We start from the raw sequence: 15,242 nt of genomic DNA, 5'->3' as shown, positions 1-15,242 counted from the left end.
TACGACATCAATGTTTACGAAAATCAAAAGAAACCAAGAACAATACAGGGGGCATTTTCGTCATGATCCATAACCGTATTTCCGACTACCCGCCGCAAGAGGTACCGCATCCGCAGGCCGCCGCACATGCGGCTGCCTATATCGGGATATTTGATCGTCGCATGCTGGAGCGGGAATGCCTCGCCCATAGTCTCAACTATCAATATGCAGACAGGCGCATCCTGACCTTCTCAGATCTGGAAGAGTGGGAACAGGCACGCACGGAAATCGGCATGCCTGCTGCAGTTCTGGTCAGTGTTTTGCCCCGTCCGCCGGCAGAGACAAACCGCGAGCTTGCGGAGATCGTCGCTGCCGTGTCGCCGGCCGCCGTCGTCGTGCTCTCCGACGATCAGGACATCAATACCATTCTGGATACGATCGCTCTTGGCGTGCGCGGTTACATATCAAATTCCGTCAGTATCGAGGTCTGCGTCCAGGCGATCAGTCTTGCAATCGCAGGAGGCCGCTTCATACCGGCAAGCAGCGTCATGAACATGAAAAGCCTGTTCGGCCTGAGGGCGCACGCATCCCTGCCACCGGCGAAATTTACCAGCCGTCAATCGGCAATTGCGGAGGCCCTGCGGTGCGGAAAGGCGAACAAGGATATCGCTCTGGAGCTGAACCTTTGTGAAAGCACCATCAAGGTGCATATCCGCAATATCATGAAGAAGCTTGGAGCAACAAACCGCACGGAAGTCGCGTGCAAGATCGGCGACATGGCGTACGACCGTTAATCGGACGCCATCTGCCGACCGCTACCGAACGCTGCACTTACAGCAGGAACCGTTATGATCCAGTCGTCATCATCTCCGGGTGAGCAGGAAGGTATTTCCCGCTTCCTATCCATCCTGCGGGAGCGGCGCAGGGCCGTCTTCATCTGCTTTCTCGTCAGTTTCGCAGTCGCGGCAATCGGCTATGCGCGAACCCCGATCCGTTACAAGGCCGAGGCGACCCTTGCCCTTGACGTCCGCAAGCTTCAGGCGCTTCCCACCGAATCCGTCGTCTCTCCGCTGCCTCAGGAAAGCCCGGTGCTTCGGACCGAACTTGATATCATCGGGTCGAGGTCCATGGCCGAACGGGTTCTTGTCATCCTGCAAAAAGATAGGCTGCTGGAAGGGCGTCAGCCCAACCAAGCCCGGACGGACACGGACGCGATCATGCTTGGCAACGACGCCGAGACATCGAAAATGATCGATACCCTCATGACCAACGTTCGCGTGATGAATGATGGCCGGTCTTATACGATTTACATATCCTATTATGCCAACGATCCGGCGCTTGCCGCGAAAGTCGCCAATGCTTTCGGGGCAGCCTATATCGACTATCAGATCGACCTCCAGACGACGGCAACACGGCGCGTCAGCGCGTGGCTAGGGGAGCGGCTGGTCAGTCTGCGAACAGAACTGGAAGAGTCCGAACGGCAGGCGTCGCAATTTCGCGAAAAATCCGGATTGATAGACACAGGCGGTCTTCCCCTGCAGGCGCAGCGTCTTTCAAGCCTGAACGTCGAGTTGACGACGCTACAGGCCAAGCTGGCGGGGTCAAGGGCACGCCTGGCCACAGCGCTCGAACTTCAGAAAAGCGGCAATGGCCTCGGGATCACCGAAGTTCTGTCGTCGCCATCGATCCAGCAGCTAAGGGGCGAGCAGGCAAAGGTCATCAGAGCCATTGCGCAGATCGATGAAAGCGGTGCAACCATGAGCCCGGAGCGACCGCAATTATCCTCCCAGCTCAGTTCACTCAACAAGCAGATCGATTCGGAGATCGCGCAGATCATTGCTGCCTTGCGCAACGAGATCGAGGTCAGTGAAAAACAGCGGCAGGAGGTCGAGGCGAGCCTCATCGATGTGCAACGCGCGATTTCCACGACAGATATGGCAATGGTTCAATCCGGACAACTTGATCGGGAGGCAGCAGCAAACCGCTCGATCTACGAGACATATCTGGCGCGCTACAAGCAGACAATCGAACAGGACGGTATCGCAACCGCCGAGGCGCGGATCATATCGAGCGCCATGCCGTCCCGAAAACCGACCAGTCCTGACAAGCGCCTGTGGGGTTTGGTTGCACTTCTTCTGGGCTGCGGCAGCGGGTTGGCAGCAGCTTTTACCTTGAACTTTACGGACCGGTCTTTCGGCTCCGTCGCGTCGCTTCAACAAAAAACCGGACTGAACGTTATCGGGCGCATTCCACGCTTTTCCTTCGGAGAGTTCCAGAACAAGTCTGGGACATTCAGTAACGCCGCGGCGGACTTTTACAGCGCTTTCGCGGATCTTCAGACCCACCTGCAATTGGCAGAGAGCAAGGCAAAGGTGATCGCCTTCACGTCTTCGGCCGATGGGGAAGGCAAGACATTCGTGATCGCCAACCTTGCCAGATCTCTTGCGATGAGCGGCGTGAAGCTTTTGCTGATCGATGCCAATCTGCGAAACCCCGCTCTCGGAGGCGAGTTCGACGTGGGATCGGCCTCGCATGTCGCCCATGCGGTAAGCCGTGAGGTGTCCCTCGATAGCATCGTACAACGCGATCAGGCCTCGGGGGTCGACATCATCGTCGCCGAGAAAAACGATCTGCCGCCAAATCTTGTTCTTGGAAGCAAGCGCTTCGCCAGCCTGATTGCGGAGGCGCGGCAGAGATACGAACTGATCTTAATCGAGGCCCCATCCGCTGCCCATGACCTCGACCTGTTGCGGATCGCCACCCTGTCCGACACGGTTTCCTTTGTGGTCCGGCAGGACGTCACCGATGGCACGGGAATGAAAAACGCCGTCATCAGGCTACGGGTCGCGGGCCGACCGATCGCGGGTGTCATCCTCAACGCAATACGACGCCCGAGACAGCGCCACGCCGCGGTCTGGCCAAGGTTTTTCCGAGACTGGAATAGTCATTTCAAGCTGCGGAAACGGCCGACCAGCCTGCGGCCGCCAGCTGTCGTTCATAACGAGAGGTGAAACATGCGCGCCGCGAAAAAGTCCAAAGCCTTTTCACTGCTGATCGCCTGCACCACTTTTCTGTCTCTCGCCGTTTGCGAATTGCCGGCCGCTGCAGAGGGAACGGACTACAAGGTCGCTGCCGGCGACGTCTTGACGATCTCAGTCTATGGTGACGATGGTCTGACCGGCCTCTTCCCTGTCAGTGCGGATGGAACGATCGGTTATCCGCTTCTTGGCAACGTCAACGTTGTCGACCAGACGGTGAACGAAATCGGGGTGCGGATCAGCCGCGAGCTGGCAAGCCATGTGGCAAACCGCTCCGTTGCCGTTGCGGTCAAGGAATATGCTCCCATCTTCGTTGTTGGCGACGTCCAGAAACCGGGAAAATATGAATACCGTCCCGGCATGATCGTGCTTGAACTCTTCGCGCTGGGCGGGGGATTGCGCGAGTCGAACGCACAGAGGGATACCTCGGGCATACAGTTGATTGCCGCCCAGCAGGAATATGAAGACATGTCGATGCAATTACTGTCGCAGGATATCCGGCGCGTTCGGCTGGAAGCGGAGCTTAACGACACGGAATTCGAATATAAGGGCGATGAAATCGGGCTTGTTCGAGATCGCGCCGCACTGGAGAAGATCGTGGACTCTGAAAAAAGCCTCTTCCGCCTTCGCCTCTCGGCGCAGCAGGACGAAAAGACCAACCTCGAGGTCCAGCGGCAGAACTTCATTCAGGAAATCGACACGCTTCAGAAAAGCAACGTCATGCGCAGCCAGCAACTTGAACTGCTTGACATGGACGTCAACGCCTCGAAGGAACTTGTCACGCGCGGCGCAGCCTCCGAGGCCGCCCTGAGAGAGCGCAAACGCGAACTGCTGTCCATGAACCAGCAGGTGCTGGAATCCACGTCGTTCCTGGCGCGTGCGCAACAAAACAAGAGCGAGGTAGAGCGGCGTATCCTGGAACTGAAGAGCAAAAGGCATAATGACGCCGCGACCGAATTGCGGGAGACTTCCCTGGACATCATGCGCCTGAAAAAGAAACTGGCCTTCAGCCTTCAATCTATGGCGGAGATCAGCTCGACTGCGCGGCGGGTTTCCAGCCTCGAGGACATGATCCAAACCAATTTCTTCATCGTGCGTCAGGTTGCCGGCACTTATCGCGAAATAGCTGCGGACGAGCATACTCAGGTCCGGGCAGGAGACGTCGTTCGCGTCCGCCTGTCGGTATCACGCGGAGACCCGGTTTCGGAGCCCATCGTCACAGGAAGCGTCAACTAGAGACACGCGTGTCGCCGGGCAGGCTCGCGACGTCCTTCGGAGCGGGGAACCGATTGGCCAAAGTAGCAGGGAGACGGAGATGGAATCTGCGCTCGTTCCGGTTGGTTATCATATGGTCAGGCGGCGTGCCGTTATCATTGTAAACGGCGCAAGAGGGCTGCGGCCCATCCATGTGACGCAAGATGCCCTGAATGATATCCAGTCTCCCCCGCAGTGCGATGTGCAACGTCTGGCGCAATTCGTCGACGTTTTTGCAACAATTGCGGCATGCGAGATCGAGAAGGGAATGTTTGCTTTCGATGGACAGATCTGGATCACGGCGACCGACGTCCGAGACTGGCTCAATTTAAACGACGGAGAACCAATCGGCCGGGTAACGTCTCCCAAAGTCTGAAGCTTTGTCCTGCCCTCGGCAACCAGAAGGCGAAAAGTTACTAAAAATCAGATGGATAGGGTTCATCCTACCGCTTATAGCCAGATTGATCCGAAACGATAAAAGCGGTTTGTAAGAGTAACCCGTCGCCCCCTGATACTTTGGCGGGTCCCTGGTAGCCGGGAAAAACTGGTCACTGGGAGGGGCTCGCTCGTTCGGTCGGGCGAGCCTATTTTACGTTTTGCACACCGTCGCTAGCGCCGCGCAAATCTTATTATGTCGACGTGTTCAGATTGAAATTTGCAGGAATATCACCCCAGCCGGACTGGAGACGGAGATCGGTCACCGCTTATGGAGCACGGAACGATCGTCGTCCGGCTTTTGGGCACGTTAAATGGCTTGTCGCAACACGTCCGGTTGCAGCGACTTCGGTTGTCGCCACCACTCATACAAATCCCGGATGCCATCTCTAAGCTCGACCGTCGAGTGCCAGCCAAGCGCGTTGAGCAGCGAGCAGTCGAGCAGCTTTCTGGGGGCTCCATCCGGTTTGCTGGTGTCAAACACGATCTGCCCATCGTAGCCGACAATATCTGCGATCAGATGCGCGAGATCGCGGATGGATATCTCCCGCCCCGAGCCGATATTGATCAGCGGAAAACGGGCCGGTGATTTCATGAGAAAACAGCAAGCATCCGCCAGATCGTCCACATGAAGAAATTCACGCAGAGGACTACCCGTGCCCCAGAGAACGATCCTGTTCTGACCGCTGATTTTCGCTTCGTGCATTCTCCTGATCATCGCAGGGATGACGTGTGAGCTTTGCGGATCGAAATTGTCGTTCTGCCCATAAATATTGGTCGGCATGACGGAGACGCAATTCAGGCCGTACTGGCTGGCATAGAACTGGGAAAGCTTGAGCGCCGCGATCTTCGCAATCGCGTAAGCCTCGTTGGTCGGCTCCAGCGGACCTGTCAGAAGGGCGCTTTCCTTGATCGGCTGCACCGCGAATTTCGGATAGATGCAGCTTGAGCCCATCCAGAGAAGCTTTTCGACACCAAGGTCGGCGGCGGTTTTCATGATATTCATCGATATGAGGGTGTTGGTGTAAAGAAAGTCTGCCGGATGGGCTGCGTTGGCTGCAATACCTCCGACCTTGGCGGCAGCGACAAAAATGACCTCAGGTCTTGCTGCGGCCATCCACCGCTCCGTCTCGTACTGTCGGGTCAGATCAAGTTCTTTGCGAGAGACTTTGAGGATTTCGCAATTCTCGCGCTGCAGCCGTCGCACAAGTGCCGAGCCGACCATTCCCGTATGGCCGGCAACCCAGACGCGCTTCCCATTCAAGCTGAACGGAATTCCTTGCGATTCATGCGACGAATTCATTTCTTCCCTCTTCCAACATCACGAGGCGCAGATCCGCTTCGACCATTTCCTGAACGAGGTCGCAAAAGGAGGTCGTGTGGCTCCAGTCGAGTTTCCTGCGCGCCTTGCTGGGGTCGCCGAGAAGAAAATCCACTTCCGCCGGGCGAAAATATCTGGGATCGATTTCGATGATCGTATCGCCGGTTTTGGCATCGTACCCCACTTCATCGCTGCCATCACCGTGCCACTCGATGGTTTTACCAACCACCCCGAAAGCAAGCTCAACGAACTCCCGCACCGTATGCGCCTCGCCGGTCGCAAGCACATAATCCTCCGGCATTTCCTGCTGCACGATGCGCCACATGCCTTCGACATAATCCCGCGCATGCCCCCAGTCCCTCTTGGCGTCCAGATTGCCAAGGCGCAGCTTGCTCATGAGGCCGCGTTCGATAGCCGCGACACCGCGGGTAATTTTCCGCGTGACGAAAGTCTCCCCGCGAATGGGGCTCTCATGGTTGAAGAGGATGCCGTTGGATGCGTGAAAGCCGTAACTTTCCCGGTAGTTGACAGTCATCCAGTAGGCGTAGAGTTTCGCCGCGGCATAGGGGCTTCTTGGATAGAACGGCGTTCCCTCGTGCTGGGCAACGGTGCCCATCCCTCCGAATAGCTCCGATGTGGACGCCTGATAAAACCGGCAGCGGTCGCCAAGGTTCAAGATGCGCATGGCTTCCAGCAGCCTGAGCGTGCCAAGGGCGTCTGCGTTGGCCGTGTATTCCGGCGTCTCGAAGCTGACCTGGACGTGGCTCTGGGCGCCAAGATTGTAGATCTCGTCGGGCTGGACCTCCTGGATGACGCGGCACAGGTTTGTGGCATCCGTCAGGTCACCGAAGTGCAGCCGAAAGCGAAGGTTTTCCTCGAAGGGATCTTGATAAAGATGATCGATCCGGCCTGTATTGAATGAGGATGACCGCCTTTTCAGGCCGTGCACAATATATCCCTTGGCAAGCAACAATTCACTGAGATAAGCGCCGTCCTGTCCCGTCACGCCAATAATCAAGGCTCTCTTGTCAACCATCCACCACATCTCCCAGCGGTTCCGGCCCCGGATGGCGCCCCCATAAAAATATAACGAGGCCCTGTTCGTCGGCAGCATACCAAAAGGGAGAGGACGGCCGGTCAGAACTGCCCGATTCACGATCCACCATGTCCACATCTGCCTTTAAGAGGAGGCAGGGTGGCTATCCTCGCTTCCGACTTAAGCCTTTTGGCCGAGTTGCAGGTCGCGCAGGCCGTGCCAGACTTCGAAATACAACGCCGGGTCGCGCACGATCGCTACAATAGCAGCGATCGCGAGACGACATCATCTACGGTTCATGGAGACGGATTGGATGGGTACGTTCGCGACCACTTACGAGAAAGTGCAGAACTTCAACTGGGTGACGCGCTTTCTGCATGCGGGCCGCTATCGAAAGCTGCTTGAGGTTCTGCAATCAGTGCAGAAGGACGTCGGCAACCGCAAGGTCAAAATACTGGATATTGGCTGTGGTCCTGGAACTGCGGTCGGGCATATTCTGGAAAAATTTGACATCGATTATGTCGGTATCGACTACGATCCAATCTTTATCCAGGCCGCGCGCAATCGCTACAGCAAATACGAAAACTGCCGCTTCATCGTCGGCGACGCTACCGACGAGAGCCTTTACGAAACGATCGAGGCCGACATTGTCATCGCTCTGGAAACGCTTGAGCACATCCACCTCAACCGCACGGTCCGCGTCATCGAGCATGTCTGCACAATCGTTCGTCCCCGCATTTTCCTCGTCACGGTGCCGGTCGAAGTCGGGCCGGCCGTATGGATCAAAAACTGGGGCTCGGCCCTCATGGGCTACGATCGCCAATCGGGCAACCTCAAAGAAACCTTTTGGGCAGGCCTATATCGACTTGATCGAGTTCCCCCGCACCATTCGTCACATCAGGGCTTCGACTGGCGGTGTCTGGCGCAGCTAATCCGCGTCAACGCGCCCTTGCGAGAGATCCACAGCCTGCCCTTCTCCTTCGTTCCACGCGCGCTCAGCCCCAACGTCGCACTGATCGCCGAGCCCGCAAAATCAACGATCGATCTGGCAAACGATGACCCCGAGGCATGGAAGATCAACCATGGCCACACAGCCTCGAAGCGGCAGCACAGTGTTCGCGATGCGGATGCCGCCCGTCACGCTAGGCTCCCTGTATCATGGCCAATGCGCCTTAAAGGCCTCGCGGACCTTACCAATGCGCGACGGCAGCAAGAGTAAGGGCTATCAAAAAGCAAGCTGGGGTCAAGGACGCGATTCATGACCGATCCGGCCGTGCCTCTACGCGCAATGTGGGATATCAAGGATTGCCCAGCTCGCCTCGATCCACATCCTGAGCTAAAAGCTGATTTTGCCGAACGGGCAAGAGGCACTATTGCACGCCTTCTTAGACCATAGAGCTGACGCGAGCGCCGTGAGCCATTGCATACGCTCAGACTGGCGCCTACCGAAAAACAAATAGTTCTGCGATAGCCTCATTCCACGTCTGACCACGGATCCCACCTCCTGCAAAACGGCGAGACAGAGCTGTGGCTTTGGGTTCGATGGAGCTGCGACGTGGCAATTCGACGCGCGACGTCGGGAAGGCTTGGCCACAAATCAAGCTCGCTTAGCATGGCGGATCATGTCGTTTGCAGAATCAATCGACACCTCAGCTGGAACCTCGATGCCGGAATGAAGTTCGAGGGTCTTCAACAATGGAGTCGTCATGACCTTCCTTGGTCTCGAGGCCGAAATGCTAGCACGGCTACAGTTCGCGTTTACCGTCTCGTTTCACTTTCTTTTCCCCGCTTTTTCGATTGGGACGGCCAGCTACCTCGCCGTCCTGAACGCGCTCTGGCTATGGAAGCGTGATGAGGCCTATCTCAAGCTCTTTGAATATTGGAAGACCATTTTCGCGGTGACTTTCGCGATGGGCGTCGTGTCCGGGATCGTCATGAGCTATCAGTTCGGCACCAACTGGTCGGCCTTCTCGGACAAGGCTGGGCCGGTCATCGGCCCGCTCATGGGATACGAGGTCCTGACGGCATTCTTCCTGGAAGCAGGCTTCCTTGGCATCGCACTCTTCGGCCGAAAGAGGGTCGGTGAAAGAGCCCACATGGTGGCGGTTGCCATGGTGGCGATCGGCACGCTGATTTCTGCGACCTGGATTACGGCGGCTAATAGCTGGATGCACACGCCGGCCGGCTTCAGCATCGACGCCAACGGCGTCTTCGTGCCGGAAGATTGGTGGCAGATCATCTTCAACCCTTCGTTCCCTTACAGGATGACCCATACCGTCATGGCGGCATTCCTGACGACCGCCTTTGCCGTTGGCGCCGTCGGCGCCTGGCACCTGCTGAAGGACCGGACGAACCGTCAGGCGCGGATAATGTTCTCAATGGCCATGTGGATGGCGGCGATCGTCACACCGATCCAGATCGTCGCCGGGGACTTGCATGGCTTGAACACCCTCGAACACCAGCCTGCGAAGATCGCTGCGATGGAAGGACATTACGAGACGCACAAAAACGGCGCCCCACTCGTTCTGTTTGGTATTCCCGATGACGCGGCGGAAAGAACCCGCTATGCCGTCGAGGTTCCAAAGCTTGGCTCGCTGATCTTGACCCATGAGCTGAACGGCGAGATCAAGGGACTGAAGGAGTGGCCCCGCGACCAGCGTCCGCCGGCGCTTATGCCCTTCATCACCTTTCGGATCATGGTCGGCCTCGGCTTCCTGATGCTTGGCGTCGGGCTCTGGTCCCTTTGGGCGCGCTGGAAGGGGAAGCTGTACGACACGCCCTTGCTGCACCGCGTCGCGGTGGCCATGGGAGGATCCGGCTTCGTGGCTGTGCTTGCGGGATGGTACACGACCGAGGTCGGCCGTCAGCCCTGGACGGTCTATGGTCAGCTGCGAACCGCGCAAAGCCTGTCGCCGATTTCAGCTCCCGCAGTTGGGACCTCCTTGCTCATTTTCATCGCTGTCTACTTCGTGGTCTTCGGCGTCGGCGTCTATTATCTGCTGAAGCTCATGCGACGGCCGCCAACGCCGTTGGACGCAGATCAGGAGCTGGATGCCGGTCCGATCCGGACGGCGGGCATTACGCCGGGTGTTGCACAGGGTCATCGGATTGGAGACCGACATGCACATTGATCTTTCCTTCATTTGGGCAGGTATCATCGCATTTGCGGTCCTTGCCTATGTGGTTCTCGACGGCTTCGATCTCGGGATCGGCATTGTCTTCCCATTCTTCCGAAATCGACGCGACCGCGACGTCATGACCAATTCGATCGCGCCCGTCTGGGATGGCAACGAGACATGGCTCGTGCTCGGAGGCGGCGGGCTCATGGCCGTCTTCCCGCTTGCTTATGCGATTATCATGCCGGCGCTATACATGCCGATTATCCTCATGCTGGTGAGCCTGATCTTTCGCGGCGTTGCCTTCGAATTCCGCTGGCGCACGCACCATGAGTCCCACCTTTGGGACTTCGGATTCTGGATCGGCTCCTCGCTCGCTGCCATCATGCAGGGAATTTCGCTTGGCGCGCTTGTGCAAGGTATTGCTGTCGAGGGAAGGCAGTATGCCGGGGGCTGGTGGGACTGGCTTACGCCCTTCTCGATCCTGACAGGCATCGCCGTTCTCGTGGGCTACGCGTTGCTCGGGGCAACATGGCTCAACCTCAAGACTACCGGCGACATCCAAATTCGCTCGGCTAAGCTCGCCCGCCCCCTGAGCCTCGTGCTTCTGGCGCTGATTGGCGCCGTGTCGCTTTGGACGCCGTTTATCAACGAGATCTACTTCGAGCGCTGGTTCGGCTGGCCGACCGCCTTCTTCTCGTCTTTCGTACCGCTGCTCCTAGCTGCCTGTGCCCTTGCGCTCTGGCACGGCCTCAATCACGGCAGGCATCTGCAGCCATTTCTCTCGGCGCTTGGCATATTCGTCCTGACCTTCGCGGGGCTTGGTGTCAGCTTCTACCCCTACATGGTACCCGGCGTCCTCACGATCAGGGAGGCCGCAGCGCCTGAAAGCTCGCTCAAATTCCTGCTTGTCGGAACAGTTGTTCTCGTGCCGATGATCCTCGCATACACGGCCTATGCTTACTGGGTATTCCGCGGAAAGGTCGATCCTGAGGAGGGCTACCACTGATGAGGGACGGCTTCAGAAAGGTGCTTTGGTTCGTAGGGCTCTGGACGGCGGGCGTCGCAACCGTTGCGGCCGTGGGTCTGGTGATCCGCGGCGCGCTGCTTTAGGACGCCCTAAGGGTTCATTGCGGCCAAAGCGTGCGGCCTGACGCTCGTAAAATTTCAAGCCGTGGAGTGGGGATGCTGGACTCCGGTCTTAAGGCTACCCTTGCCGCATCGAGTTTCGCTCCGTCCGCCGCCGTCGCAAGCGGAGCGGACAGCGCCAAAATTCCGGCGCGCAAATTTGACGGGCTGGGAAGCTGTTTAGAAGCTGGAAAGCATGGTTCTGCGAACCTTCGCCGCGATGCCCGGAGGCTGCTTTTGGCGGTACACCGTTCACTGTGACTCTAGATGCTCCAAGGCTCTTACTCTGAGCCCGATATCTCGGTGCCCATCAGCTTTGCAAGCGCACCAGTCTCGACGTATCCCGTTTTGAGAGGATCACAATAGATACCAAATTTACGGCCAGTTTTTCTCACGATGGTTCTAAGAACCTCCGGCTGCTCCGGAAGCCCAGGTTGTGCAGCCAAAATCATGCCGCAACGTTTTGTCGCCTCGGTGACTTTCAGATCAAGGCCGCCGATGCTGATGATGTGACCTATCCAGCTATGCTCTGGAAATTCCGCCATATCTTCCGTCTCGAGCAGGACATTAGCCCGAAAACGCAGACGATCCACCGTGGTGTCTGGTGCCATCTGCTGAAGGTCCTCCAGCGAAGACGACGTAACCAAGTGGAGCGGCGACACGGAATATCGGTTCTTGATGGTCGGAAGTGAGGGTGCGAGTGGATCGTCGTCCATGTAACATCCGATTCCCACGTCAAATCCGAAATATTCTTCAAGCTCAGGCCGCAACTTTGGATCTTCCAGGTACAGGCGCTCTCCACTAGGAAACTCGACCCAGACACCGTGTCCATCGACTGCACTGCGCAGAAATAGCGCAGGCCTCCACCTGGCCTCTTGTTCCGGCGCAGCAACCTCGCCGCGCGTCGCGTCGAACAGGCCAAAACGACGGTCTCCATCGATTCCATGCAGTCCGATCTCCACGTGATCGCAGCGCTCTCCCTGCAGCGAACTTACGGGGAAGCGCCAGATTTCAGCGACTTTCCCTATCGACTGTCTTGATGGAACATTTGGGTTCATGCTCTGTCTTGTCCGCGATTTCAGGCCGTTAACAGCATGTCGGCCGTTCCGCTGTTTATGTCATCTAAAATAGCCTCTGCTGCCGTTCTGCCTAAGTCAGCAGCGCTGGTAATGCCTTGAACAAAGGGGTGTTTATGCAGAAGGAAAGGAATGGCGACGCAATATAGCCGGTTCGAATAAACGCCGACGTCTTTCGGGCGATAACATTCATCCACTTCTATTCCCCCGGTCCTTTTGGAGTTGAGACTTAACGTATCGTTGAAGAGTCCAATGTTCGTTTCAGGTGTTTTTGCCGGTTTGATCGCAGCATTTCTCACCAATGATGGGAAAGGAAGATCGTGAGCCGACAACGCCGTCTGGCCGGTTGCATCTATGAAACTGTCAAATGTCTCTTCCAAGCCTTTTCCCCTCACTCTTGCGCCCCGAGCAAGGCCGTCGGTGTCGATCTCGTAATCGTCTCCAAGCCGAATGATGTTCAGCCTGCCGGCGTTGCGAAGTGCAAGCAGACGCTTGATCGACAGATGCGGGACGGTGGCATATTCATCGATGAAAATGCTCTTGAACGACTTGTTGAACCGCGCGAGATCGACCGTGTCGAGGTGAGGAACTGCTCGAGCCACGATTTCATGGGTGATCAGTATCGCATAACGCCACCGCACCGTGTGTCGTCTCTGCTCATTTTGCTCGACTTCTGCGAGGTTCGCTGCGGCCCAGACAAAGGGGTCCACGCCTGATCGGCGTGAATAGTAGGCGTCGGCAAAGGTGTCGGACGTCAAGCCACTTAGACCGATTTCTGACGCATATTGAGGATCGGCGGTCGCGATCTCTTGCCGGAACAGGTCGAATACGCGGTCGAGAAGTCCGACCGTTCCGTTTTGAATCTCTGCGTCAACGGCCTCCTGCGTGCAAACCTTCGGCGTTTCGTAAGGTAACGGGCAGTAGAAATCTGCCTCCGGCAGAAGGCCCTTGCGCGACATCATCACGGCTGAAAAGTTTTCATTGCCGGTGGATGCCTGAAACTGCATGATGCCAGCGTCGTCATAGAAAAATGAGCCACACGATACCGCAACTGTTAAAAGTGCGTCGATACCGCTGAGCGACGTGCCAAGCACGCCAAGCCTGCCATGGCAAGAACTCTTGAGGGCGGCCGCAGGCCATGGCGACGAAAAGTAGCCAGGCCGCACCTCTGTTTTCTCGGGCCAGTTATGGCCTGTGGCCATGACGACATGGTCAAAGTAGGCGTCAAACTTGACCTCTGCCCCCGCAACACTCACTCGGATATCCTCGACGCCGAGAGATATATCGATGACGCGATGATTGGGGCGAATGTCGATCTGGTGACCATTCCTAACCCCATCTTCGACGATGGCGTTGAACTGGTCGTGAAAATAATCCCCCAGAACGAGCCTCGGATAAAATTCACGCGCGTTGATGGCATCCCGCACGATCGCGAAGCGATCCAGGTATTTGTCGTCTTGGCTAGAGAGCCAGTCCACCAGTGACGCGCTGAGCGGAGGTATTTCGATGCTCGGAATATTTGAAAGCATCACCGGGTCGTTGGCGCCAGGAAGATAAGGCGTTCCCTTCCCAGCCAACATTTCGGCTTCGTAAATTGTGATCGCCAGTGGAATAGGAGAACGGATTAAATGCTGAAGGGTAAATATCCCCGTCGGGCCGGACCCGATAATACAAATTCGACTTCCCATATGCGGCTTACTCCAATGCCACCCCTTCGCGGCACGCGAGTATAACGGCGCGCCGCCGAGACTGTTCCAGCACAGACGAAGTTTCAATTGGAGGCATATCGGAGGCTTGCACCGAGGATCGAGTGCAGGCAGGTTGTTAGCGCTCCCTCTGATCTTAAGGGATCATGTCCCATGAAGTGGTGTCGCTGGACGTCATCGCCGGCCCAGCCTGGGACCATTCTCGAATCCCACACAATTTCGATGTCATCAGGGTGCTACGACGACATATGCTTTGAGCAAGTCGAATTTCCGCGACGCAAATGGGGCGATCGATGAGTTTGAACCGCGCCGGCGTTGCCGCAGCGGTTCATGTGTGAATGCCCCGGCTCATGCAAACGCGAAGTGGCCGAGAAGATGATGGCTCTGTAGCGGGATAATCGCGAGGTTCTGCCGCCCAATGAGATTTTGCGCAAAGCGTCTGCTTATCTCGCGATGGCCCCGACAGGCGAATGCAAGCATTCGCCTGTCGGGTAAGAGGAGGCTCGATCGCCCATTGAAGCGATGATCTCCTTCCGATATCTGTCCATCCGGTACTCCGAGCGGCTGGCAGAAACTGACGCCTTCTGTCGAAAGTGTCGGCGACAGTTAAGACAATGGCCCCGCCGAAACAATCAACGGCCTCAACAAGGCTGAAGCGATCCGTGGGCGTGGACCCTGGCGAAGCTTCGAAACGGTTGAATTCGCCGCCTTTGAATGGGTCGACCGGTTCAACCACCGACAACTTCTGGAGCCCACCGGAAACATACCGCCAGCTGGGGCTGAAGAACGCTACTACGCCATGCTGGAAGAAACAGCCGGCCGCATACCCAAAACCCAACAGCCTCCGGCAAACCAAGTGCGGTTCAACCCCAAGGAAGCCCTTTCGGTGATGCCGGAGACCTCGAACCCATCTAGATAGCGTAATGACGACGCGGCGTGACGCAGGCGGCGCATCGCGAGCGCATGGGTCGCTACCGATTTCTACAGGGTTTCATGCGGCCCGGTCACGGGTGGTATGGCCGAGTCGCGAGCCAAGGAATTGGCCACATGATGCTCGCGATGGCCGATCGAAACGTGGTCCTAGTACCCCGTTTCGCGCCCCAACACAGAAATGCCCCCATGAAGGGCGGCATATCTTGTTTAAATATTTTGA

The 15,242-nt window shown here is 57.0% G+C and carries 11 protein-coding genes and 1 pseudogene; 8 read left to right on the top strand and 4 right to left on the bottom strand.

All coding sequences use genetic code 11. The features are described 5' to 3' along the window. Positions 1–62: 62 nt before the first annotated feature. From ACUTJJ_RS05045 to ACUTJJ_RS05030, 4 genes are all read left to right on the top strand, one after another. Positions 63–773: a response regulator transcription factor gene (locus tag ACUTJJ_RS05045; protein ID WP_445541477.1), complete on the top strand. Its 711-nt coding sequence runs from the start codon at positions 63–65 to the stop codon at positions 771–773. Positions 774–827: 54 nt separating this feature from the next. Further along, positions 828–2,990, top strand: a complete 2,163-nt coding sequence (locus ACUTJJ_RS05040) for a GumC family protein (RefSeq protein WP_445541476.1) — start codon at positions 828–830, stop codon at positions 2,988–2,990. A 3-nt stretch (positions 2,991–2,993) separates the two neighbouring features. Further along, a complete protein-coding gene (locus ACUTJJ_RS05035; RefSeq protein WP_445541475.1) occupies positions 2,994–4,253 on the top strand; it encodes a polysaccharide biosynthesis/export family protein in 1,260 nt (419 codons plus the stop codon). 79 nt (positions 4,254–4,332) lie between these two features. Beyond that, positions 4,333–4,647 (top strand): hypothetical protein, encoded by a 315-nt coding sequence (locus tag ACUTJJ_RS05030; RefSeq protein ID WP_445541474.1) that lies wholly within the window; start codon positions 4,333–4,335, stop codon positions 4,645–4,647. 369 nt (positions 4,648–5,016) lie between these two features. On the opposite strand, the gene ACUTJJ_RS05025 is transcribed toward ACUTJJ_RS05030, so the two are convergent. Together ACUTJJ_RS05025 and gmd are read right to left on the bottom strand one after the other, a co-directional pair. After that, the gene (locus ACUTJJ_RS05025; RefSeq protein ID WP_445541473.1) at positions 5,017–6,009 is read right to left on the bottom strand and encodes a GDP-L-fucose synthase family protein; all 993 of its coding nucleotides are present in this window, start codon (positions 6,007–6,009) and stop codon (positions 5,017–5,019) included. After that, complete coding sequence (gmd, locus tag ACUTJJ_RS05020) at positions 5,993–7,063, bottom strand: GDP-mannose 4,6-dehydratase (RefSeq protein ID WP_144577567.1); 1,071 nt, start codon at positions 7,061–7,063, stop codon at positions 5,993–5,995. Before gmd ends, ACUTJJ_RS05025 begins: the two co-directional genes overlap by 17 nt. 313 nt (positions 7,064–7,376) lie before the next feature. Here gmd and ACUTJJ_RS05015 point away from each other — a divergent pair, with 313 nt between their 5' ends. The 3 genes from ACUTJJ_RS05015 to cydB all read left to right on the top strand — a co-directional run bounded on the left by ACUTJJ_RS05015 (position 7,377) and on the right by cydB (position 11,188). Continuing rightward, the gene (locus ACUTJJ_RS05015) at positions 7,377–8,282 is read left to right on the top strand and encodes a class I SAM-dependent methyltransferase (protein ID WP_445541472.1); all 906 of its coding nucleotides are present in this window, start codon (positions 7,377–7,379) and stop codon (positions 8,280–8,282) included. A 487-nt stretch (positions 8,283–8,769) separates the two neighbouring features. After that, complete coding sequence (locus ACUTJJ_RS05010) at positions 8,770–10,194, top strand: cytochrome ubiquinol oxidase subunit I (RefSeq protein ID WP_445541471.1); 1,425 nt, start codon at positions 8,770–8,772, stop codon at positions 10,192–10,194. Continuing rightward, positions 10,184–11,188, top strand: a complete 1,005-nt coding sequence (cydB, locus tag ACUTJJ_RS05005) for a cytochrome d ubiquinol oxidase subunit II (protein WP_144577560.1) — start codon at positions 10,184–10,186, stop codon at positions 11,186–11,188. The genes ACUTJJ_RS05010 and cydB overlap by 11 nt, the downstream gene beginning before the upstream one ends. A 400-nt stretch (positions 11,189–11,588) precedes the next feature. On the opposite strand, the gene ACUTJJ_RS05000 is transcribed toward cydB, so the two are convergent. Continuing rightward, on the bottom strand, positions 11,589–12,365 hold the full coding sequence (locus ACUTJJ_RS05000) for an MOSC domain-containing protein (protein ID WP_445541470.1): 777 nt from the start codon (positions 12,363–12,365) through the stop codon (positions 11,589–11,591). 20 nt (positions 12,366–12,385) lie between these two features. Then, on the bottom strand, positions 12,386–14,071 hold the full coding sequence (locus tag ACUTJJ_RS04995; protein WP_445541469.1) for an FAD/NAD(P)-binding protein: 1,686 nt from the start codon (positions 14,069–14,071) through the stop codon (positions 12,386–12,388). Positions 14,072–14,623: 552 nt separating this feature from the next. On the opposite strand from ACUTJJ_RS04995, the pseudogene ACUTJJ_RS04990 reads away from it, so the two are divergent. Continuing rightward, positions 14,624–15,008, top strand: a pseudogene (locus ACUTJJ_RS04990) (hypothetical protein); the annotation flags it as partial. Between the last annotated feature and the right edge of the window lie 234 nt (positions 15,009–15,242).

The sequence above is a fragment of the Agrobacterium sp. DKPNP3 genome (assembly GCF_052686535.1).
This window is presented reverse-complemented; position numbering and strand designations above follow the sequence as displayed.